This is a genomic window from Tractidigestivibacter scatoligenes, assembly GCF_001494635.1.
Lineage (GTDB): Bacteria > Actinomycetota > Coriobacteriia > Coriobacteriales > Atopobiaceae > Tractidigestivibacter > Tractidigestivibacter scatoligenes.
On sequence record NZ_LOJF01000001.1, the window covers coordinates 270085 to 291868 of the forward strand.

Sequence of the window (21784 nt, forward strand, 5' to 3'; positions counted from 1 at the left end):
ATGTGCCGCACCCAAGGAGCTGCCTCGATGTTCATCAATAGGGTTTCTCGCCAGCTGCTCTCCGCGCCGGAGCTCGTGCCGCTCCTGCACGAGCTGGGTTCTGGCAACGACGCATCTCTCGCCGTGGGGCAGAGCGCTCGCCCGCTGGTGATTGCGGCGCTCTGGGCACGTGACCCGCGCCCGTGCCTGGTTGTTGTCTCGGGCGAGGAGGCGGCGGACCGCACCGCGCGGGCGCTCGCTGCCTGGCTTGGCCAGGATGTTGTTGCGCGCTACCCCATACGCCGCGATTTCCCGTGGGCTGAGACAGCCCCCGATGACGCCGTGATTGGCGCGCGTTGTCGTGCGATTGCCCGGCTTGCTGCGGGCGAGAAGTGCGTCGTGGTTGCTTCTGCGCCGGCGCTTCTGCGTCGCGTGCCGCCAGCAGGCTCCGGTTACTTTGCCTCGAGCACCTTCTCCGTTGGTGACGAGGTGCCCTTTGAGGACGTGGCGCCGCTGCTTGTTGGCATGGGCTACACGGACGTGGGCGACGCCGAGGACGTGGCGGCGCCCGGCACCTTTCACGTGCATGGCGACTCCGTCGACGTCTTTCCCGCGCAGGCAACGTCCCCGGTGCGCATCGAGTTCTTTGGCGACGAGATCGACCGCGTGCGCCGCATGGTGCCCTCCACGGGCCAGACCATCGGCGAGCTGGACTCCGTTGACGTTGTGCCCTGTCGCGAGATGGCCTTCACCAACGAGACCATCGCCCGCGCGGAGAAGGCCCTCTACAACCGCGCGCAGAACGATGCCAAGGTGGCAGCCGACCTCGAGGCAATCCAGGCGCGCTCTGCTCAGCCCTCGCTCGAGAAGTACCTCCTGGCGCTCTACGGTGGCTCGGCCAGCCCCATCGAGCACATCTCGAAGGACGCCCTGGTTGTGCTCGCCGAGCCCCGCGCGCTCTTCGACGATTGCCAGCGAGCCATGGATGACATCTCGGCGTCGGCCTCCTCGGCGCACGTCTCGACAGACGGGCTCTACACCAGCCCGCGCGAGATGGACTTTGGCCGCCAGCAGCGCCTGTCCCTCTCGTCGATTCTGAGGGTGGGCGGCTCGGTGACGGCAGAGCTCAAGGTGCGCCAGCCCAACGTGGCGGGCGCGGACACCAAGCTCATCTCGGTGGTGCGCCAGCTGGTGAACGACAACGTGAGCGTTGTGTTTGCCGCGCCGGACCGCGGGGCCCGCGAGTCTCTCGAGCTGCGCCTGACCGACGAGCACATCCCCTTTGCGGAGTCGCTGGGCTCGGCAGCCGAGAACGCCGTACCCGTGACCTCGGCAGACGCCAACAGTGCCATAACGCCCCTGCGACGCGGCTCCGTGACGTTCACGGACGCGCCGGTGCCTGCGGGCATCGTGGTGCCTTCGGCGCATCTGGGCGTGCTCTCGATCTCTGACCTCACGCCGCGCACGGCCCGAAACCGCCGCCGCGCCAAGCGCGTGGATCCTACGAGCGTGACCTTTCCGTTCAAGCCCGGCGACTACGTGGTCCACGCCACGCACGGCATCGCGCTCTTCTCGCAGATTGTGCGCCAGGAGGTCGCCGGCCGCATGCGCGACTACTTCCTCCTGGAGTACGCCGGCGGCGACAAGCTCTACGTGCCGCTCGAGCAGGTCGACCGCATCACGCGCTACGTGGGACCAGACGGCTCAAGCCCGCGACTCACGCGCCTCAACACGGCGGACTGGTCGCGCGCCACGGGCAAGGCCAGGCGCTCCGCCAAGAAACTGGCGTTTGACCTGGTGGACCTCTACACGCGCCGCGCCTCGGTGACGGGCTATGCCTTCTCCCCGGATACCCCCGCCCAACTGGATATGGAGTCGAGCTTCCCCTACGACCTTACGCCCGACCAAGCCTCGGCCGTGGCGGACATCAAGGCCGACATGGAGGCGAGAAAGCCCATGGACCGATTGCTCTGCGGCGACGTGGGCTTTGGCAAGACCGAGGTTGCTCTGCGTGCGGCGTTCAAGTGCTGCCAGGACGGCAAGCAGGTTATGGTGCTGTGCCCCACCACGATTCTGGCCGAGCAGCACTTCGAGACGTTTTTTGCGCGCTTCTCGCCCTTTGACCTGGACGTTCGTGTTCTCTCGCGCTTTGTGACGCCGGCTCAGCAGCGGCAGGCGCTCGAGGGGTTTGCCGCGGGCACGGTGAACGTGCTCATTGGCACGCACCGGCTCCTCTCGGCAGACGTCAACCCGCATGACCTGGGGCTCGTTATCATCGACGAGGAGCAGCGCTTTGGCGTGCAGCACAAGGAGCAGCTCAAGAACATGCGCGAGCAGGTCGACGTGCTTACGCTCTCGGCAACGCCTATCCCGCGCACCATGCAGATGGCCATGAGTGGTGTGCGCGACATGAGCCTCATCATGACGCCGCCACCGGGGCGCCTGCCCGTGAAGGTGCACGTGGGGGAGTGGGACCCAGACCTGGTCTCTGCTGCCATCCGCAACGAGCTTGGGCGCAAGGGGCAGGTCTACTATGTGAGCAATCGCGTGACCACCATCGACGACGCTGTGGCGCGCGTGATGGAGGCGGCGCCCGAGGCTCGCGTGGGCGTGGCGCACGGCAAGATGAGCGCCCGCGAGGTAGAGGACGTGATGCTGCGCTTCCAGGAGCACGAGATTGACGTGCTGGTGGCCACCACCATCATCGAGAGCGGCATCGACAACCCGCGCACCAACACGCTGATCATCGAGGACTCGCAGCGTCTGGGCCTGGCGCAGCTCTATCAGCTCAAGGGCCGCGTAGGGCGTGGCCGCACGCAGGCGTACGCGTACTTCATGTTCCCCTCCACGGCGCCGCTCACGCCCGAGGCAACCGACCGCCTCACCGCCATCAACGAGTACCAGGATCTGGGCAGTGGCATGCGCATTGCCATGCGAGACCTCGAGATTCGCGGCGCGGGCTCGCTCATGGGCGCCGAGCAGCACGGCAACCTCTCCAGCGTGGGCTTTGACCTCTTCACTCAGATGCTGGGCGAGGCCGTTGCCGAGGCTCGTGGTGAGACCGCCGAGGTGGAGGTGCCCGAGGTCACCATCAACCTCTCTGCCGACTTCTACCTTGCTGAGGAGTACATGCCCGAGGTAGACCAGCGCGTACTTGCCTACCGCAGGCTTGCCGCGGCCACCGAGCTTTCCGACGTGGATGCGATCCAGCGCGACCTCGAGGAGAGCCACGGTGCGCTGCCGCTTGCCGGTCGCAACCTCCTTGACCGGGCGCGCATTCGCATCCGCGCGCAGCGCCTGGGCTGCACGTCCGTCTCGCTTACCAACGGGCGCCTGGTCTACCAGGGGATTGACGTGCCGAGAAAGACGGTGCTCAAGCTCAAGGAGCGCGGGGCCCTGGTCTACCCCAAGACGCACAAGCTGGCGTATCCCTTCCGCGCAAAGCAAGAGGAGGTCATGCCTGCCGCGCTCGGCGTGCTGGAGGAGATTGGCGGCGGAGACGAGACGGACGACGAGTAGGGCGGGGCTTGGCGCTCAGGGTTTGACACTCACGTTGCCTCTTTGAGGAGTGCCCGCCACACATTTGGGGCCTCACGGCCCCAGTCCGTCTCGTTGCCTTATGCTGGCGAGAGCTGGCGTAAGGCACAACATGACGAGAGGGGCAGCTTCAATGGCTTTGAGCAAGGACGATAGAGCAAGGCTCATTAAGTCTGGCAAGCTGGCGCGCACGGCGCTTGCGGCGGCGCGCATGGGGACGAGAACGGCGCCGCATTCCGGCGATGCGGACTCGGCCTCCACCGAGACGCCTCTGCCCGGAGAGATCACGGATTACCTGCGCGGGGCTCTTCTCGTCGAAGACGCGGGCGACGGCCTTGTGCAGCCCTATCGCTTCTCCAAAAAGCAACAGCGCTACCTGGACTCCGTTGGTCGCGGGCGCCGTGCCCGCGCGACCTCGGGCATATGCCTGGCGTTTGTGACCACGGGCAACGAGGTCTCCTTTGACTGCCGCGTGACAGGTGCCCTGGACCCTGCGCACCCCCTGTACGCCGAGGTCATGGAGCACCTTGGCAGCCTGGGCAAGGCGGAGGACGGCCTTATCGACGGCATTGACGTAGTAGTGGGGGGCGGACAGGCCCACACCGTCGCGGTGCGAGACGGCCGCATCTCCGTGCGCTTTGACAATCCCCAACGCGTGCCTGTCGAGGTGCGTATCTGCCTGCCGCTCATCATGTCGGTTGCCGTAGGCAACCTTGCCTCTAACGGCATGGCAACACCCGCACCCCGCCGTGGCTATCTGCTTGCCCTTGGCGACTCTATTACCCAGGGCTTTGTTGTGGGATGCCCGTCTCTCTCGTACCCGGCGCTCCTCTCGGAGGGGCTTGGCCTAGACCTGGTGAACCAGGCCGTGTGCGGCTACGTCTTTGACGCGCAGACCCTTGTGGGAATGAAGGCTCTGCGAAAGGAGCCGCCCTCGGCAATAACCGTAGCCTACGGGACCAATGACTGGGGCCGCAAGGGCTCGGGCAAGAAGATCCGCCGTGATGCAGCCGCCTACTTGGACCGTCTCTGCGAGCTTTTCCCACGCACGCCCATCTACGTGCTCACGCCGCTCTGGCGCGCGGACGAGGACGACAATGAGGCGCTTGCCGGCATTCCCAGTGGCAAGTCGCTCTCTTGGGTGCGGCGTTCTATTGAGCGCGCGTGCCAACCCCACGCCAACGTAACCGTTGTTGACGGCACAAATATCCTGCCGAGAAACCCGCTCCTCTTTGCCGACGGGCGCCTGCATCCCGGCTCGACCGGTGCGGGAATTGTCGCGGAGGCGCTGGCTGCCGCCATGCGCGACGGTGACATTGACGCGAATGGCTGTGCTCCGCAGGTGACGCCTCTGCCGGCCTCGACGCAGAAGTCGACATGCTCTGCCGCGCCAAGCCGCCTTGATGCCGTGGACGCAGAGAGTCTTTCTCGTCCTGGCGCTCCCGGCGCGCACCGTGAGTTTGACCGTCTTGTGCGTACGGTGTGGCGCCTGCGCCAGGAGGACGGCTGCCCGTGGGACCGCGAGCAGACGCACGAGTCCCTCGTGCGCTACATGGTCGAGGAGGCCTATGAGGCAGCAGAGGCCCTGCGCGCGGGCAGCCCCTCTCATATGGCAGAAGAGCTTGGCGATGTGCTTTACCAGGTGGTTCTCAACTCCCAGGTTGCTGCGGAGGAGGGCAGCTTCACCATCGACGACGTGTGCCGTACCATAGACGAGAAGCTCGTTCGCCGCCATCCGCACGTCTTTGGTGGCGTGGATGCCGAAACCCCCGAGGACGTGGCGCGCATCTGGGAAGACGTGAAGCGTCGCGAGCGCGAGGAGGCCGGCGGTCCCACTATGGAGAGCGAGCCCGGGCTTCTCGACTCGGTGCCGCGCTCGATGCCTGCGCTTATGCAGTGCCAGAAGATTAGCGCCCGTGCGGCAAAGGTCGGCTTCGACTGGGACGACGTCTCTGGCGTGTGGGAAAAGGTGCGCGAGGAGCGCGATGAGTTCGAGCGTGAGCCCGCAGGCTCGCAGAGTCGTGCGCTCGAGTTTGGAGACCTGCTCTTCTCGCTGGTGAACGTTGCGCGCATGGAGGGCATCGACGCAGAAGGGGCCTTGTCCCAGAGCAACGAGAAGTTTCGTCACCGCTGGTCTTGCATGGAGAGCCTGGCGTGCGACGAGGGCCGCGACCTTGATGCTCTCTCGACCGCGGAACTGAATGAGCTTTGGGACCGTGCGAAGCAAGAGGAGAAGCACTCCTGAGTTCGGACGCGGGCACTTCTGGTATACACTGGATGCCACGCGGTAAACCCGCGCTGTCACGCCAAATCAAACTAGAAACGAAGTAGCGGCATGAGCAGATATTCGGGCACAGAGATTGCGCTAAGGGGTTCCACAGACGTGTCGCCAAGACCTGCCGTATACACCTATTCCGCAGGTAGGGCACATCGCTCGCCCTTTTCGTCAGTCATGGAGGGCGTTCGCGTGGAGGAAGACAGCCCCTCGGGGCGCCATGTTGGAACGGGTACTGCACAGCGCTTGCGCTCGAACCGCACGCAGTCTGCAAACGCCTGCAGGCGCTCCTCGCGTCGCGCCGCCGTCAGCCGTGCAACGGCGACTCGCTCTGTTGGCGCTGCCAGTGCTTCTCGCACGCGCACGCGTTCCGAGCGCCGTGCGCAGCGCACCGCCGATCCAACGACCGGCGTTGCTTCCAACGTTGCCTCCAAAGCCGCAGGCGTTGCCTCTGGCGCCTCGTCCGCTGCCTCTGCAACGGTCTCGCGCGCCGAGGGGTTCGTCGGCGCGCATCGCCTTCCCGTCATCATTGCTGCCGTGGTAATTGCCATGGTGGTCATGCTCTATGGGCCGGCGTGCAACCTCTACGCCGCCTGGCGCTCGGGGCTTGATCTCCAGGCCACCTATGACGCCACCACCCAAAGCAACGACCAGCTCACCAGCGAGGTTGACGCACTTATGACGCCTGAAGGCGTCCAGGACCTCGCGCGGGAGCGCGGCTACGTTGGCGAGGGCGAGACCGGCGTGGTTGTCGAGGGCCTCTCAGACAGCAGCACCGACGCCGCCCCTATGGGTACGGGTACGGTTGTCTCGGCAGACGTCCCTTGGTATGTAAGCGCTGCCGACGTCATCTTTCGGTACCACGCGGATTCCTCGGGAAGCGGTAACTAATGCGTAGGGTTGCGGTTATCGATATTGGTACGGTCACCTGTCGCCTTGCGGTGGCGGACGTCGAGGGGTCGCGGGTCATTAGGCTTGGCAAGCAGTCGAACATCTGCAACCTGGGACAGGACGTAGACAGGACCGGCAAACTTGCGCAGGAGGCCATGGAGCGCGTCTTTGCGTGTGCAAAGGCGTATGTAGACTCGGCGCGCGAGTCCGGCGCTGAGGCCGTGTGCTGCACTCTCACGAGCGCCGCCCGCGACGCCTCGAACTCGCCCGAGCTTGGGGCCGCACTTGCGTCGCTCGGGCTCGACCCGCTTATCATTCCGGGGCAAATTGAGGGTGCGCTCACCTTCCTGGGAGTTGCCCAGGACTTTGACGGCCGTCGCATCCTTGTGGCTGACAACGGCGGTGGCTCTACCGAGCTTGCCGTGGGCGAGCTTACCGGTGGCACGCTTGACCTGGGATGGGTCACCTCGGTCCAGGTTGGCTGCAGGCGTCTTACGGAGCGCTTCCTCTCACGTGAGGACCCGCCTTCCGCGGCTGACCTGGCTCAGGCCCACGAGTACGCGGCACAGACCTTCTCGCAGGCGCTCAAGGACGCTGGAGCGCGCCTGGGCAATCCCCAGACGCTCGTGGTTACGGGCGGGACAGTTACCACGCTTGTGGCTATTGATGCCGCGCTTGATCCGTATGATCCCGCCTATGTTCACCTCCACGAGCTTACGCGCGAGAAGGTCGATGCCCTCGAGCAGCGGCTGGCGTCGCTTACGCAGGAGGAGCGCGCCGCGCTGAAGGGCATCCGGGCAAAGCGTGCCCCCGTAATCCTTGGCGGTGCTGTTGCCGTGTCCGAGCTTCTCCGCCAGACCGGATTTTCTAGCCTTACGGCGAGCGAGAGCGACCTTCTCTTCGGCCTTTCTATCGTTGCTGCTGCTATGCTTGAGGGGCGCGAGTCTCCGGTGGTGTGGAAGCCCACCATGAGACCGCTCAAGCCGTCTGGGGAGTAAGACTTCCGGGCAAGCTGGGGGCGTGGCGGAATTGGCATACGCAGGGGACTTAAAATCCCTCGCCGAAAGGATTGTGGGTTCGAGTCCCACCGCCCCTACCACCTAAATATTCGGCAGGCCCGCCCGCCGCTGGCGTGTTGTTTTGGCGCATGCGCCCAGAACATCCCGTTGCGTATCACATATGAGGACAAGTGGTGTACAACTATGTCTCGCAACGTCGATGTGCTTGTAGCAGGGGAGGGGCAAGCATGGCAGAGAACGACGCGGATGCGCTCCGGGGTGCGCCGCAGGCAGTCACAAGCAGGCCTGTAGAGCGAGCTGCAGGCAAGGCAGGCTCTGCCCCGGTGTACTCGCAGCTTGCAGACCTTCTGCGCGAGAAGATTGGCCTTCACGAGTGGGCCCCTGGCTCGCGCATCCCCTCCGAGCACGAGCTCATGGCGCGCTTTGGCATCTCTCGTGGTACCGTGCGGCGCGCCATCAGCGAGCTTGTTGACGAGGGCTTTCTCGTCCAGGTGCGTGGGTCGGGCACCTTTGTCTCGGAGCGCGCTCTCTCGCACCCTGCGGGCGAGCGGCCCCTCTCGTTTGGCGAGTCCCTCCGCGAGCAGGGCAAGGACTTCGTGACCAACGTGCTCGACAAGCGCGTTGTGCCTGCGCCCGCAGACGTTGCCGAGCACCTGCGCATACAGCCGGGCAGCCCAGTGCTCTACCTGCTGCGCGTTCGCACAGTCGACGGCAAGCCGGTCATATGCCAGGAGGGATGGGAGAACCTGGGGGAGTGCCCGGGCCTGGCGGAGGCGGATTTCTCGCACGAGACGGCCTTTGATGCAGTGGAGCGCTGCTCTGGACGAAAGATCACCTGGTCCAAGGTGCGTTACTCTGCCGCGGCTGCCGGCAAGCGCGCAGAGGCGCTTGGTTGTGAAGAAAGTGACCCCGTGCTGGTGCTGCGCCAGACCATCGGCCTTGCGGACGCAACAGTCATCGAGTGGGGCCTCACGTGGTTGCTCGCGGGACAGGAGGTCGCCGGGACCTCCGTCCAGGACGGCTGGCTTCCCACGGCGCTCGCGCCCGCGCTTGCGCCAGCTGAGCGCCGCCGCCTCTGCGGCCTTGCCTTGGACATTCGCCGTGCCGTCGTTAAGTTTGCGCATGCCAATCCAAACATGCCGTTCCACCTGGGCGGCAGCCTCTCTGCGGCAGAGATTCTAGCCGTGCTCTACGGTGGCGTCATGCGCACCGGGGCCGACGGCACTCTCTGGGAGCAGCGCGACCGCTTTGTGCTCTCCAAGGGCCACGCCTCTCTCGCACTCTATCCCGCCCTGCTGCACGCGGGTCTGATCTCTCAGGAAGACATCGACCGCGGGCTTCTCGGTCCCAATGCGGTGCTGTTCAAGCACCCCAGACGAGACCCCGCCCGCGGAATCGAGGCCTCCGGCGGCAGCCTGGGCATGGGGCTGGGCTACGCGTGTGGGCTGGCCATTGCCGCCAACAGGCGGGCAAGCGGCTCGCGCGTCTTCTGCCTTCTAGGCGACGGCGAGTGCAACGAGGGCTCGGTCTGGGAGGCTGCCGCGCTTGCGGGGCACATGGGCCTGGCGTCGCTCACGGTTATCGTCGACGTCAATGGGCTGCAGCTCGATGGCCCCACGGCGCAGATTCTCGACACAGGAAGCCTTGCGGAGAAGTTCCGCGCCTTTGGATTTGAGGCCATCGAGGTGGATGGCCATGACGTGAGCGCGCTCTGGAGCGTGCTTGTCCCAAGCCATGCGCGGCCGCGCGCGGTGCTCGCCCACACCACCAAGGGCAAGGGCCTCTCGTTTGCCGAGAACTGCGTGGAGTGGCATGACAACAAGCTGACCGACGAGCTCTACGCGCAGGCGGTCAGGGAGCTTGGCATGGAGGTGGACCATGGCTAGGGAAGTCGCTGCTGTGGCACCTGCAATTGTCGCGAATCCTGCCGAGTTCGACCAGTTGGACTCGCGCGTGGCCTTTGGTCGGGCGCTGGGAGAGATTGCCGAGAATGATTCTCAGGTCATGGCCGTTGTCTCGGACTATGGCCGCCGCCTTGCTCTGGATGCGCTTCGCTCCAAGCTGCCGGGTTCCGTTGTTCAATGCGGCATTGCCGAGCAGAACCAGGTTGAGGTTGCCTCTGCCCTTGCCAACGAGGGCTTCCATGTGTTTGCCCCGTCCTACGCACCGTTCATTACGGCTCGCGTGCTCGACCAGGTGCGCGTGAACCTAGGAATGATGGAGTCTCCGGTCGTGCTGGTTGGGCTTGGCGCAGGATACCACGCGGGCATCCTGGGCCCCAGCCACATGGCGCTAGAGGACCTCGCCTGCATGCGCTCGATTCCCGGCCTCGCCGTGGTGACGCCGGCGACAAACACCGAGCTGGCCTGTGCACTTGCTGAGCTTGCGCGCAATCCGCGGCCGGCCTACGTGCGCATTACGCAGGCGCCTGCCGGCGACCGGGCGCTTCCTGCAGGTGACTTCGAGCTTGGACGCTGCCGCGTGCTTGCGGATGACGCGCCCGGCGACAAGACAGACGTTGCCATTGCTGCCTGCGGCTCCATCACCTCTCGCGCGCTGACGGCTGCCGGTTTGCTACGCGAGCGTGGACTATCTTGCCGAGTGGTGGCTGTGGGTACAATCAAGCCGCTTGACCAGCGCGTTGTTGAGCTTCTCGCCTGCTCGCGACTGGCAGTGACGGTGGAGGAGCACAGCGTAGTGGGCGGACTTGGCGGGCTTCTCGCCGAGGAACTGCTCGACCGGGGGGCCGCTCCTGGACTGCTGCGCCTGGGCGCGCCAGACCGCTATCCCGAGGCAGACGAGCAGAGCCGTCTTCTGGAGCGTGCCGGACTCACACCCGGGGGCATGGCGACGGCTATTCTTGCCCGATTGGGATAGTTGCGCGAGGCAACCGCTTGTGACCTACTTCCCCATGAGGTGAAGGATCTGCTTGTTGGCCTCGTCCTCGTGGCGTCCCATGAGGTAGGGGGTGCCGTCAACAAACGGGCAGTGCAGCTCGGAGGGCTTGATGGCGGTTGCCACGATGAAGTCGCAGTCTTTTGACTTCTTGGAGGCAGTGCTGAGAGGCACTTGCACAATCTCGTAGCGGCCCTTATAGCCATGCGTGTCGAGAAGCTCCTCGATCTTCTTTCGTGCGATCGTCGAGGTGACGATGCCGGAGCCGCACGCGATGAGGATGCGTTTCTTCTTGTCCGACATGCTTGGGCTCCCTTCGATGCGAGCGGCGCCTTGCCGCCCGGGGCACGTGACCTTATCAGCCATAGTAGCGTGACGGAGCGGCGTTTGGGGTGGGGAGGCAGCGCTTTCTCAGCACCAAAAAGCGGCCGCCTTCACGAGGGAAGGTGGCCGCAGCCTGGTGCAAATGGTGCCCCCAACGAGACTCGAACTCGTGTCGTCGCCTTGAAAGGGCGATGTCCTGACCACTAGACGATGGGGACGCAGGTGAGAGTATATCAGAGAGAGGCGATTCTACCAGTCGTAGCCGTTGGCCTCTGCATAGGACTCGCCAGCCGCATGGAACCACGGGAAGCCATCCGCCCAACCGATAAAGTCCGGCACGTCGGCAATGATGGGCTCGGCCTCGTGGACGGCAAAGGTTGCCTCCTCGAAGCCCCCCGCGGGAACCTCTGGCCTATCTGGCAGGTAGATCTCCACAAACGTGGGCCTGAGCAGGGCGTATGCCGCTCCCTCGCACAGCTCTCCGTACCCGCGCAGCGCGCGCCGCGCGGCGCTCATGCGACCCAACTTGTAGAGAAGGATGGTGCGCCCAAGGTTGAGCCACGAGTTCTCGCGCCCGGAGAGCCGTGCATCAAGCTCGTTGAAGCCCTCCTCGTCCTCCAGGCGCGCCAGCGCCAGCGCTGCAGTGAGACGACCGCCGACCCGGTCGGCAGGCGAGGCTGCCATGAGGCCCTGTGAAACCTCGAGTGCCATGCGGTAGCGCCCGCCGTCAAGGCAGGTGCGCGCAATGGCGTCCCACAGGCGAAGCTGGGGCCGCATGAAGACGTCGTCCCAGGCATCGCCCGTGGCCCCAAGCGAGAGTTCCGTGGCGGCGTCAGCCTTCGCCTCTATCTGGAGGAGCGCGTCGAGCCTGTCATCGGGATTGAGTTCTGCGGCAAGCGTCTGAACCAGCTGAGCGTCAAGACAGCCGTCATCCTGCGAGAGCGCCTGCGCGCACCCGGCCGAGAGCGCCTGCAGCCTGCGCTCGCGAGCCGCGCGAAACTCGTCGTCATCCAGGAGGTCATCGTCTGCCCCGGCGCGGTGAAACGCGTCAAGCGCCCCCACGAGCGTGGCGAACGACGCTTGCTCGGGGGAGTCGACAAAGGCCGTTGGATTTTCTCGCACGGCTAAACAGAGCTCGGCAAACCCCTCGTCGGAGAGGGTGCCAATCTTCTCGCGCCTCCTCTGCGCGCACCTGAGCACAAGCTCCTCTCGCCCGTTCACGAGGCGTCACCGCCTTGGTGCCCCTTGGCTTCTCGCTGGTAATAGGGGTTTGAGAGCTCCTGGGCCTCGGCAAGCGCCTCGGGATAAAGCTTGGCCGTGGTTCGGGCAATCCAAGAGCCGAGAACACCGCGCCCGCTCTTGTCATCACCCTCCTGAAGCAGCACCGTTGCCTCGGAAACGGCAAGGATCAGCTCGTCTTCGCTGTAGGGCGGCACGGCAAGGCGGGCAAAGACGCCGTCTGGGAGTTCCGTCTGGGAGATAAGCGCAGAGGCGCAGCCCTCATACGTGTTGGCCAGGCGCTCAAGAAGCTGGCGGGCAAGGGACATGTCGTGGCTCTTGTGAGCGAGTGCTAGGCGGGCGAGCTCAATCCAGGCGTCGTCTGCCGCGCGCGGAGGCACAATTGCCCCGTAGCGCTTGGCTAGTGCGTCAAGCGACGTCTGGTCCTCAAGCTTTGCATAGGCAAGCGCCAGCGTAAAGCGCACGTCTGCCTGGTCGGACGGGTCCTGCTCCAGCAGGCGCTCCCCGGTCTCGATGGAGCTGCGGTTGCGTCCGCAGATGAGGGCCTCCTCCGCAAGCGCCGCCATCCAGCGACGATAGGGGCGCATGGCAATGTCGCGGCCAAGTGCAACGCGCTCGTCGTCGCCGTCATCAGGGACGGCGGCGCGGGCCGCCTGGCATGAGGCATAAACTTCTCCTACGCCCTCTTTGAGGAAGGCGAACTGGGCGTCGAAGCTGGGGTTGGTGCGGGAGGCGCGCATGCGGATGGCGTCGTGGCACGTTGGATCAAGCGATACCGCCTCATCGAGAAGGTCTCGCCCACGAGCGATAAGCGCGTCCGCCTTGGCTTCGCTTGAGAATGGCAGCTGGTAGTCTATGACCTCAGCGGCAACGGCTACCAGGTGAAAGGCGCGATCGGCGTCAGACTGGGGCAGGGTGTCGCGGTCTCGGGCAAAGCGACGCCCAAAGTCCGTGAACGCCTTGGCCGCGGCAACTGGGTCCCCCTTGGGCAGCGACTGCGCATAGCGCAGCGCCAGACGCTGGTAGTCCTCTCTTCTGGGGTCGTACGCCACGTTGCGCCTCCTTTCTCCACCCTCATGGTATCCCATACGCCAGACATTAATGCTCACTGTGGTTAAGGGTGCTCCCTTCCCAGAAGCACGGAAAGCATTGCTGCAAATACCATGAACGGTCATTTAAAAACGGTGAACGGTTGAAAATTGTTTCGAATAGAGGTCCAAAACGATTACATCTTGGAGAATGTTTGAAGGGAGTTGTATTGCGAACGGTGTTTTTGAACTAGCAAAAAATATCCAATATTCGATAGATTCATTTGAGTGTTATCCAAATATATCCAGAATTTTCTGAAAATATCCAATACATTTGAACAGTTCGAGAAATACCTCGCCCAGCCACATGGATGTACCATGCCGCGCACCGAGCGCAAACAGCGGAAACGGTCCGCAGCGCCCTACCCTAAGGAGGTAAGACGACATGAATGGCATCACGATCATCTTGATAAGTGCGGTGGTCCTGATTATTGGCTACCTCGGGTACGGGCGCTGGCTAGCTAAGTCATGGGGCGTCGATCCCAAGGCCCTCACCCCTGCGGTCCGCATGGAGGACGGCAAGGACTTCTCGCCTGCGCAGCGCTTCTCCGTGTTTGCCCACCAGTTCTCCTCGATCTGTGGCGCAGGCCCTGTCACGGGCACCATTGTTGCCATGATGTTTGGTTGGCTCCCGGTGCTCCTCTGGGTCCTTATCGGTGGCATCTTCTTTGGCGCCGTCCATGACTTTGGCGCGCTGTACGCCTCTGTCAAGAACAACGGCAAGTCGCTCGGCCAGCTCATCGAGAAGTACATCGGCAAGGCCGGTCGCCACCTGTTCCTGGCCTTCTCTTGGCTGTTCTGCTGCATTGTCATCGCTGCGTTCGTCTCGATGGTGGCGGGCACGTTTGCTACCACCGCTGCTGCCGACGGTTCCGTTGACTTCGCCAAGTCCTACGCCGGTGGCTGCGCGGGCACCATCTCCATCCTGCTTACCTTCTCGGCCATCTTCTTTGGCTGGGCGTGCCGCAAGTGGGACCTCAAGGGTGTCGCAAAGTTCCTGTGTGCCCTCGTGTGCATCGCGGTTCCCTTTGCGCTTGGCATGGTGTTTCCGATCTACCTCAACGCTACCGGCTGGATTGCCGTCGTGACGCTCTACCTGATCCTTGCCAGCGCCATGCCCATCCAGACGCTCAAGACCCCGCGCGACTTCCTCACGACCATCATGATGGTCGCCATGATCGCGTGCGCCGTTCTCGGCATCATCGCGCTGGGCATCAATGGCCAGGCCACGATAACGGCGCCGATGGTCGTCAGCTCCGAGACGCTTGATGCCCTGGCCGCCAAGGGCAACTACCTCTTCCCGGTTCTGTTTGTCTCCGTTGCGTGCGGCGCCCTGTCCGGCTTTCACAGCCTCGTCTCTTCCGGCACCTCCTCCAAGCAGATCTCTAACGAGACCCACATGCTCCCCGTTGGCTATGGCGCCATGGTCCTCGAGTCCTTTGTTGGCGTGCTTGCCATCGTAACCGCTGGCATCATGTTTGGCGACATGAACACCGCTGGCACGGGCGCCCTCAACGCTGGCACCGCCTCGACGCCGTTCCAGATTTTCGCCGCCGGCGTCGCCCGCGGCATGGAGCTCATGGGCTTCAACGCCACGTTCGCCACGGTCTTCATGACCATGAACGTCTCTGCGCTGGCGCTCACCTCCGTTGATGCCGTTGCCCGCATTGGCCGCACCAGCTGGCAGGAGTTCTTCTACGAGACCAACGACGCCGCCTCCACCTCTGCCGAGCAGGCCGGTGCCCGCAAGGTTCTCACCAACACGGCCTTCTCCATCGCTGTCACGCTGGTCCTGGGTATCGCCCTGTGCTTTGGTGGCTACCTCAACATCTGGCCGCTGTTTGGCGCGTCCAACCAGCTTCTTGGCGGCATGACCATGATTACCCTCGCCGTCTTCTGCAAGTGCACCGGTCGCAAGGGCTGGATGCTCTACGTGCCTGTAGCGTTCCTGCTCGTGTGCACCTTCACGTCGCTCGGCATGAGCATCTATGGCTGCTGGACCGCAGTTGCCGCCGACCAGTCCTTTGCGGTCATCGCAACAAAGGGCCTGCAGCTTGTGGTTGCCGTCCTTATCGTGATCCTGGGTGTCATCGTCGCTTACAGCTGCCTGAAGGAGCTCTTCACCAAGAAGGCTGGCTCCATCCCCGACGAGAAGCCCGAGTGGTCCGAGCTTGGCCGCAAGCACGTTGAGGAGTCCAAGCACGACGTTGCTGTGGACACCAAGACCGAGGTAACCGCGTAAGGCGGACTCTCGCAGAGTGTTTGACTGGGCGCCTGGTGCCGGTGGCATCGGACGCCCTTCTCGTATTCCTCCTGCTTCAAAATGTGATGAAAATATGTAGATTTAGTCACAGCGGGGTGTCGGAGAAGACCAAGGGTATGGACGTCGGTGGAGCAGAGATGCGGTCTTGTTCCTGCGCGAAGCCGCCTGCCGTAAGTGGCCTCTCGCTGGCGTCTATCTGATAGGATGGGGCCGCATTCAGGTTCGGACTGGTGGTGCGTTTTTCGCTGCTCGTCCGGCTTCAAGTTGTTCCGGGTAGGGCATCAGGGAAGGCCGAGCGGTCTTCTCAGGCATTTGTCGCCATCGGTGGCGGCCGGTGAATTGGAGGATGTGCTATGGGACGTTTTACCAACCCGCGTGACCTGTACTTTGGTGAGGGCGCTCGCCACGAGGTGAAGAACCTCAAGGGCAAGAAAGGCCGTCATCGTCTCTGGTGGCCACAGCATGCGCCGTGGCGGCTTCCTGCAGGACGTTCAGAAGGACCTGGAAGATGCCGGCTTTGAGGTCAAGCTGTTCGAGGGCGTCGAGTCCGATCCTTCCATCGAGACGGTGAAGAAGGGCGCCAAGTTCATGCAGGACTTTGGCCCCGATTGGATTGTTGCCATTGGTGGCGGCTCCCCCATCGACGCCGCAAAGGCAATGTGGGTGTTCTACGAGTACCCCGATGAGAAGTTCGACAACATCATCCAGCCGTTCTCGTTCCCCGAGCTGCGTCAGAAGGCTCACTTCTGTGCCATCAGCTCCACTTCGGGCACCGCTACCGAGGTGACGGCCTTCTCCGTCATTACCGATTACGAGCACGGCATCAAGTACCCGCTGGCAGACTTCAACATCACGCCTGATGTGGCCATCGTGGACCCCGAGCTTACCTACTCCATGCCCCAGAAGCTCTGCGCGCATACCGGCATGGATGCCCTTACGCACTGCCTCGAGGCCTACGTCTCGACCGCTGCCTCCATGTTCACCGACGCCGACGCGCTGCATGGCATCCGCGAGATTACGCAGTGGCTGCCCGTTTCCTACACTGGTGATCATGAGGGCCGCAAGCACATGCACGAGGCTCAGTGCCTGGCCGGCCTGGCGTTCTCCTCTGGCCTGCTCGGCATCGTGCACTCCATGGCCCACAAGACCGGCGCTGCTTTCGAGAACGGCCACATCATTCACGGTGCCGCCAACGCCATGTACCTGGGCAAGGCCATCCAGTGGAACTCCAAGGACCCGCGTGCTCACGAGCGCTACGCCTATGTCGCCAAGGAGATCCTGCACCTTCCCGGCACCACCGACGACCAGCTCATCGACTCGCTGGTCGAGAAGATTCGCAGCATGAACGACGAGCTGCACATCCCGCAGAGCATCAACAACTACGCCAACGGCGGCGTCAAGGCTGACGAGACCGGCGAGCCCGTCATGGTCTCCGAGAAGGAGTTCCTCGAGAAGCTCCCGACCATTGCTGCCAACGCAGTTCAGGATGCCTGCACGCCGGAGAACCCGCGCGAGACCAAGGCGGAGGACTTCGAGAAGATCCTCAAGTGCTGCTACTACGACGAGCCGGTCAACTTCTAGTTTCCGTCCTAGTAGTACAAGCGTTGCCGTCCGAGGGGGTCGGAGCCTTTGGCTCCGACCCCCCTTGTGCATTCTTGGCATGCCAACCTTGCCCCCTCGGAAATCTCACACGTGATATTTCTTCTTTGATTTTAAGAACATGCCAACTGGGCTTTTCTCGGAAGATATCAGAAAAGAAATAACACGTGTGAGGTTCACTTATATGCGTGAGGTTGATTTGCCGAGAATGTCAGCGGTTGAACTGAGACGCGCTGCACTCGGAAGCCGGCACTCGACGATACGCTGGCTGTTGATCTCGTTGCACCAATTCCCTGGTTGTGACAAGGTGAGGCCAGAAGTCATTGGGAGGATTCTCAAAACACGGGGGCATTTCATGGAACTGAACGGCAACATCGACCACACCAACCTCAAGCAGAACGCGACCCAGGCTGACATCGAGCGCCTGTGTGATGAGGCCATCAGGTACCACTTCGCGACGGTTGCCATCAACTCGTGCTGGACGGCGATGGCAGCCAAGCGCCTTGCGGGCACCGGCGTGGGCGTAACCACCTGCATCGGGTTCCCCCTTGGCGCCTGCTCCACGCAGGCGAAGGCCGCCGAGGCCGCGCAGGCCGTGGCGGACGGAACCACAGAGATTGACATGGTGATCAACGGGGGTCACCTTGTCGCCGGAGACGACCGCTACGTCATCGATGACATCGCTGCCGTCGTCAAGGCTGCACAGGGCCGCCCCGTGAAGGTCATTCTGGAGTGCTGTCTGCTTGACGACGAGCAAATCGTCCGCGCCTGTGAGGACGCAGTTGCCGCAGGTGCCTCGTTCGTGAAGACCAGCACCGGCTTCTCGACGGGTGGCGCAACGGTGCATGACGTGGCGCTCATGCGCAAGACCGTCGGCGACCGCTGCAAGGTCAAGGCCGCGGGCGGCATCCACACCAAGGAGGAGGCGCTCGCCATGGTCGAGGCTGGCGCCGACCGCCTTGGCTGCAGTGCCAGCATCAAGATCGTCGAGGGGCAATGCCTCTAGAGGCACTGGAGTCTAGGTGCCCGGCGGAGCCTCTGCTCCGTTGGGCATAAAAGGGGAGGTCACATGGGCAGGCGCGTATTTCTGATCGTCCTTGACAGCTTTGGCATTGGCGCCGAGCCGGACGCCGCGGAGTGGGGCGACGAGGGAAGCAACACCCTGTGCGCCTGCGCCACCACGGGCGAGCTTGCTGTTCCCAACATGGCGTCGCTCGGACTTCTCAACATCGAAGGGGCGCTCGAGTCTCCCTATCACGTTGACCTCAAGCCGGTTGCGTCCCCCACTGGCGCGTTTGCCCGTCTCCGCGAGGCGTCGGCCGGCAAGGACACCACAGTGGGGCACTGGGAGATGGCGGGCGTCATCTCGCCCAAGCGCTTCCCCACGTACCCCAACGGCTTCCCCAAAGAGGTGCTCGACGAGTTCACACGCCAGACGGGCCGCGGGGTGCTCTGCAACAAGCCCTACTCCGGCACGCAGGTCATTCAGGACTATGGTCGCGAGCAGCTCGAGACTGGCAAGCTCATCGTCTACACCTCGGCCGACAGCGTCTTCCAGATTGCGGCCCACGAGGATCTGGTGCCTCCCGAGCAGCTCTACGAGTACTGCCGCATCGCGCGGAAGATCCTCACGGGCGAGCATGGCGTTGCCCGCGTCATCGCGCGCCCGTACACAGGGGAGTGGCCGCACTATGAGCGCACGCCCCGCAGGCACGACTTCTCGCTTGAGCCCACCGGGACCACGATGCTCGACGTGCTCAAGGAGGCTGGGCAGGATGTGCTCTCCATTGGCAAGATTTACGACATCTTTGCGCACCGCGGCATCACCGACCACGTCTTCACCTCGGGCAACGAGGAGGGCATCGAGCGAACGGTGGAAGCGACCGGACGCGACTTCACGGGACTCTGCTACACGAACCTCGTGGATTTCGACATGATCTACGGTCACCGCAACGATGCATCCGGTTACGCCCGCGCCCTCAGCTACTTTGACAGCCAGCTCCCGCGCATCGTGGCGGGCCTGCGCGACAATGATCTGCTCATGATTACCGCAGATCATGGTTGCGATCCCGTGACACCGTCTACCGACCACTCGCGTGAGTACGTGCCCTGGCTCGTATGCGGCCCTCACGTGCGGGCCGGCGTCGACCTGGGCACGCGGCCAACGTTCGCGGACGTCTCGGCGACGGTCCTCGACTACCTCGGCGTCCCCGCGCTTCCCAACGGCACGTCTCACCTCGAGCAGATCCTGGAGGCATAGACATGGCACGCACCCCCACACCGCACAACGAGGCCGTCGCGGGCCAGATCGCACCGTTCGTCCTCATGCCGGGAGACCCGCTTCGCGCCAAGCGCCTCGCTGAGGCCTACCTCGAAGGCGTCGAGCAGTTCAACGGGGTCCGCAACATGCTGGGCTACACCGGGACCTACCAGGGCAGCCCCGTCTCGGTGATGGGCAGCGGCATGGGCATGCCCTCCATCGGCATCTACTCGTACGAGCTCTTCAACTTCTACGGCGTCGAGTCAATCGTGCGCATCGGCACCGCGGGCGGCGTTGCGCCAAGCGTGCGCCTGCGCGACATCGTGCTCGGGATGGGCGCCTGCACGGACTCCAACTACGCGCACCAGTTCAACGTGCCTGGAACGCTCGCCCCCATCGCGGACTTCGGCCTCCTGCGTCGCGCGGCAGATGCGGCGGAGCGCCTGGGCTATCCCGTTCGCGTTGGCAACGTGCTCTCGTCGGACGTCTTCTACAACGACGATCGCACGGCGGAGCAGCGCTGGGCCAAGATGGGCGTTCTTGCCGTGGAAATGGAGTCGGCGGCGCTCTACCTCAACGCAATGCGTGCCCACAGGCGCGCGCTCACGATTCTCACTGTGACGGACGTCGTCTCCCGCGGCGAGGCACTCACGGCAGAGGAGCGCCAGGAGAGCCTCACGCAGATGATGGAGGTCGCACTAAGCCTGGCAAAGCCGGAGCAGGTGCTGCGCAACTAGCTACTGCAGAGGAATACAAGAAGGCTCGGGCTCCCGCAGGGGTGCCCGGGCCAGTTCATACGTCGACGGAGCGCTGCGCCCTACTCAGCCACGCCCGGATGCGCGGCGTGCCAGTTGCGAACGGCCTCTTCGTAGATATCGCCGTCCGTGCGGCAGGGGACAAACTCATTGCCCTCGTGCTGGCGCGTCTCGTCACCCTTGGCAAGCAGGCAGAGAATGGCCGGACCCTCGCCCTCGTAGCCAAGCTGGACAGCGCGGCGAATGGCCTCTTCACGGTCGAGAATGACCTCGTATGCCGCGCCCTCTGGCGTAGCGTCCGCCATTTGCTGGCAGATCTCCTCGACGGGGTCGTTTGCCGGGTCCTCCTCGGTGTAGATGAGGTAGTCGGCGTACTTGGCCGCCTCCTCGGGAAGCTCGCGGCGACGTTCGTACGCCTTGCCACCGGGCGCGCCAAAGACGGCGATGATGCGATATCCCGGGAACTCCTCCTTAACCGAGGGGAAGAACCGCTGGTAGGAGAGCTTGTTGTGGGCGTAGTCAACCAACGCCACAACCTTGGGGTCCGGACTGGGGAGAAGCTCCATGCGGCCGGGAACGCGCGCGTGCGAGAGGGGCTCGGCGATCTTCTCGTGCCCAATGCCCAAGACCTCGCAGATGGCAATGGTCGCAAGGGCGTTGTCGACGTTGAAGAGGCCGGGCATGCCCAGGCAGATGGGTCCTTCCCAGCTGGGCGTGTGCGCGGTGAACGAGACCATGCCGTAGGCGCTTTCGATGTCCGACGCCCAGACGTCTGCCGAGCTATCTTTTGCCGAGAAGGTCACCACGCGCTCGCAGCGCTGAGCGCGTTCGAGGATGGTCTGAATCTCGTCGGAGTCGAGGTTTACCACGGCAACGCGCGCCTGGTCAAAGATGCGGAGCTTGCTTTGGAAGTAGTCCTCGAAGTTGGGGTGCTCAACGGGGGAGATGTGGTCGCGCCCAATGTTCAGGAAGCAGGCCACGGCAAGGTCCAAGCCCAAGACGCGGTCGTACTTGAGCGCCTGGCTCGAGACCTCCATGTCCATGTAGGCGAGGCCGGCCTTGCGAGCGTTGGCAAGGTGGCGCCAGAGGTCCGGGGACTCCGGCGTGGTGTTGTGGCTCTCCTCGCGCTCGATGCCGTCGAAGGTCTCGATGGAGCCCATGACGCCGGCGTGCGCGTACGGCTCGTCGCCATCGAGCACGGCGCGGAGCATGTAGGAGACCGTCGACTTGCCCTTGGTGCCCGTGATGCCAACAACGGTGAGGTCGTGGTCGGGGTGGCCAAACGCCTCGGCCGAGGCGAGCGCCATCGCGCGACGCAGGTCTGTGGCAATGAGCGCGGGGGTGCCGGGGGCAACGTCTGCCAGCTCGGCTGCGCGGTCCTCGTCGCAGAGATACGCCACGGCGCCCTTCTCGAGCGCGGAGGTTAGGTATGCCGGCTTGAAGGCGGCGCCCTTGCACACAAAGACGTGGGAGGGGGCAACAACGCGCGAGTCGCAGTCGACCCCCGTGACGGGCGTGGCGCCCTTCTCGGCGGTGATGTTTGCTGTGGTGGCCAGCAGCCCCTCGTGGTCGAGAAGCCGGGCAAGAGATGCAAGTGTAGTATTCATGGCGCCAAGTATAGCAGGCGGGGCGGAGTGAACTGTGGGGCGGTACTCCGTTC

At 63.9% G+C, this 21784-nt stretch carries 14 protein-coding genes, 2 tRNA genes and 1 pseudogene; 12 read left to right on the top strand and 5 right to left on the bottom strand.

The window, feature by feature from the left end; all coding sequences use genetic code 11:
- Window positions 1–27 precede the first annotated feature (27 nt).
- From mfd to AUL39_RS01185, 7 genes are all read left to right on the top strand, one after another.
- Entirely contained in the window at window positions 28–3498 is a 3471-nt protein-coding gene (gene mfd, locus AUL39_RS01155; protein WP_059052802.1) for a transcription-repair coupling factor, read from the top strand.
- Between the two features lie 151 nt (window positions 3499–3649).
- Window positions 3650–5761 carry a nucleoside triphosphate pyrophosphohydrolase gene (gene mazG, locus AUL39_RS10840; RefSeq protein ID WP_160327002.1) on the top strand — a complete coding sequence of 704 codons (2112 nt, stop codon included), beginning with the start codon at window positions 3650–3652 and terminating at the stop codon, window positions 5759–5761.
- A 222-nt stretch (window positions 5762–5983) separates the two neighbouring features.
- Window positions 5984–6682, top strand: coding sequence for an FtsB family cell division protein (locus AUL39_RS01165; protein ID WP_059052804.1), 699 nt, complete (start codon window positions 5984–5986; stop codon window positions 6680–6682).
- Window positions 6682–7680, top strand: coding sequence for a Ppx/GppA phosphatase family protein (locus tag AUL39_RS01170; RefSeq protein WP_059052805.1), 999 nt, complete (start codon window positions 6682–6684; stop codon window positions 7678–7680). Before AUL39_RS01165 ends, AUL39_RS01170 begins: the two co-directional genes overlap by 1 nt.
- A gap of 16 nt (window positions 7681–7696) precedes the next feature.
- A tRNA-Leu gene (locus AUL39_RS01175) sits at window positions 7697–7781 on the top strand.
- A gap of 147 nt (window positions 7782–7928) precedes the next feature.
- Window positions 7929–9587 carry a UTRA domain-containing protein gene (locus AUL39_RS01180; RefSeq protein WP_059052807.1) on the top strand — a complete coding sequence of 553 codons (1659 nt, stop codon included), beginning with the start codon at window positions 7929–7931 and terminating at the stop codon, window positions 9585–9587.
- Window positions 9580–10578, top strand: coding sequence for a transketolase family protein (locus tag AUL39_RS01185; RefSeq protein WP_059052809.1), 999 nt, complete (start codon window positions 9580–9582; stop codon window positions 10576–10578). The genes AUL39_RS01180 and AUL39_RS01185 overlap by 8 nt, the downstream gene beginning before the upstream one ends.
- 24 nt (window positions 10579–10602) lie before the next feature.
- On the opposite strand, the gene AUL39_RS01190 is transcribed toward AUL39_RS01185, so the two are convergent.
- From AUL39_RS01190 to AUL39_RS01205, 4 genes are all read right to left on the bottom strand, one after another.
- The gene (locus tag AUL39_RS01190; protein ID WP_059052812.1) at window positions 10603–10899 is read right to left on the bottom strand and encodes a PTS sugar transporter subunit IIB; all 297 of its coding nucleotides are present in this window, start codon (window positions 10897–10899) and stop codon (window positions 10603–10605) included.
- A 164-nt stretch (window positions 10900–11063) separates the two neighbouring features.
- Window positions 11064–11138 (bottom strand) — tRNA-Glu (locus AUL39_RS01195).
- 31 nt (window positions 11139–11169) lie between these two features.
- On the bottom strand, window positions 11170–12141 hold the full coding sequence (locus AUL39_RS01200) for a hypothetical protein (RefSeq protein ID WP_059052813.1): 972 nt from the start codon (window positions 12139–12141) through the stop codon (window positions 11170–11172).
- Window positions 12138–13211, bottom strand: coding sequence for a hypothetical protein (locus tag AUL39_RS01205; RefSeq protein ID WP_059052816.1), 1074 nt, complete (start codon window positions 13209–13211; stop codon window positions 12138–12140). Before AUL39_RS01205 ends, AUL39_RS01200 begins: the two co-directional genes overlap by 4 nt.
- Window positions 13212–13632: 421 nt before the next feature.
- On the opposite strand from AUL39_RS01205, the gene AUL39_RS01210 reads away from it, so the two are divergent.
- From AUL39_RS01210 to deoD, 5 genes and pseudogenes are all read left to right on the top strand, one after another.
- Complete coding sequence (locus AUL39_RS01210; protein WP_059052819.1) at window positions 13633–15489, top strand: carbon starvation CstA family protein; 1857 nt, start codon at window positions 13633–13635, stop codon at window positions 15487–15489.
- Window positions 15490–15863: 374 nt separating this feature from the next.
- Window positions 15864–17091 (top strand): annotated as a pseudogene (locus AUL39_RS01215) (iron-containing alcohol dehydrogenase).
- 373 nt (window positions 17092–17464) lie between these two features.
- Window positions 17465–18115, top strand: coding sequence for a deoxyribose-phosphate aldolase (gene deoC / locus AUL39_RS01220; RefSeq protein WP_059052820.1), 651 nt, complete (start codon window positions 17465–17467; stop codon window positions 18113–18115).
- Window positions 18116–18178: 63 nt separating this feature from the next.
- Window positions 18179–19369, top strand: a complete 1191-nt coding sequence (locus tag AUL39_RS01225; protein ID WP_059052822.1) for a phosphopentomutase — start codon at window positions 18179–18181, stop codon at window positions 19367–19369.
- 2 nt (window positions 19370–19371) lie between these two features.
- Window positions 19372–20106 (top strand): purine-nucleoside phosphorylase, encoded by a 735-nt coding sequence (gene deoD, locus AUL39_RS01230; RefSeq protein WP_059052824.1) that lies wholly within the window; start codon window positions 19372–19374, stop codon window positions 20104–20106.
- 80 nt (window positions 20107–20186) lie between these two features.
- Here the strand turns inward: deoD and AUL39_RS01235 are convergent, their stop codons facing one another.
- Window positions 20187–21731 carry a Mur ligase family protein gene (locus AUL39_RS01235; protein ID WP_059052826.1) on the bottom strand — a complete coding sequence of 515 codons (1545 nt, stop codon included), beginning with the start codon at window positions 21729–21731 and terminating at the stop codon, window positions 20187–20189.
- Window positions 21732–21784: the final 53 nt, after the last annotated feature.

Bases quoted from the DNA above. Each gene is read 5' to 3' on its own strand.
- mfd (WP_059052802.1), top strand. From the start codon at position 28: ATGTTCATCAATAGGGTTTCTCGCCAGCTGCTCTCCGCGCCGGAGCTC.
- mazG (WP_160327002.1), top strand. From the start codon at position 3,650: ATGGCTTTGAGCAAGGACGATAGAGCAAGGCTCATTAAGTCTGGCAAG.
- AUL39_RS01170 (WP_059052805.1), top strand. From the start codon at position 6,682: ATGCGTAGGGTTGCGGTTATCGATATTGGTACGGTCACCTGTCGCCTT.
- AUL39_RS01180 (WP_059052807.1), top strand. From the start codon at position 7,929: ATGGCAGAGAACGACGCGGATGCGCTCCGGGGTGCGCCGCAGGCAGTC.
- AUL39_RS01185 (WP_059052809.1), top strand. From the start codon at position 9,580: ATGGCTAGGGAAGTCGCTGCTGTGGCACCTGCAATTGTCGCGAATCCT.
- AUL39_RS01190 (WP_059052812.1), bottom strand. From the start codon at position 10,899: ATGTCGGACAAGAAGAAACGCATCCTCATCGCGTGCGGCTCCGGCATC.
- AUL39_RS01210 (WP_059052819.1), top strand. From the start codon at position 13,633: ATGAATGGCATCACGATCATCTTGATAAGTGCGGTGGTCCTGATTATT.
- deoC (WP_059052820.1), top strand. From the start codon at position 17,465: ATGGAACTGAACGGCAACATCGACCACACCAACCTCAAGCAGAACGCG.
- AUL39_RS01225 (WP_059052822.1), top strand. From the start codon at position 18,179: ATGGGCAGGCGCGTATTTCTGATCGTCCTTGACAGCTTTGGCATTGGC.
- deoD (WP_059052824.1), top strand. From the start codon at position 19,372: ATGGCACGCACCCCCACACCGCACAACGAGGCCGTCGCGGGCCAGATC.
- AUL39_RS01235 (WP_059052826.1), bottom strand. From the start codon at position 21,731: ATGAATACTACACTTGCATCTCTTGCCCGGCTTCTCGACCACGAGGGG.